The sequence below is a fragment of the Cognatundibacterium luofuense genome (genome assembly GCF_018139685.1).
GTDB classification, from domain to species: Bacteria; Pseudomonadota; Gammaproteobacteria; order Burkholderiales; family Burkholderiaceae_D; genus Undibacterium; species Undibacterium luofuense.
Genome location: NZ_JAGSPN010000629.1, coordinates 1 through 284 on the forward strand (window position 1 = coordinate 1; position 284 = coordinate 284).

At 54.2% G+C, this 284-nt stretch carries 1 protein-coding gene; it reads left to right on the forward strand.

From position 1 onward, the window contains the following. The coding region (locus tag KDM89_RS21945; protein ID WP_329604735.1) for a TrmH family RNA methyltransferase at positions 1-177 on the forward strand (177 nt) is incomplete at its 5' end. Between the last annotated feature and the right edge of the window lie 107 nt (positions 178-284).

Below are 284 nucleotides of genomic sequence, written 5' to 3' on the forward strand. Positions count from 1 at the left end.
GGCGGTATCGCTCTGGTCATGGGTGCTGAAGGCGAAGGCATGCGTCGCCTGACACGCGAAACCTGCGACCATCTGGTCAGCATTCCTATGTTGGGCTCGGTCGAAAGTCTGAACGTCTCTGTGGCGTCGGGTGTTTGTCTGTACGAAGCGCGTCGTCAGCGTACGGTCAAAGCCTAAGCATTTGCTCCTGAATAAAGAAAGTCTGCGCTGTGCGGACTTTCTCAGGATGCGCTACTATTCCTGCCTGTTTTACTCCAATTTACCCCGTCCCATGTTTAGCCGTT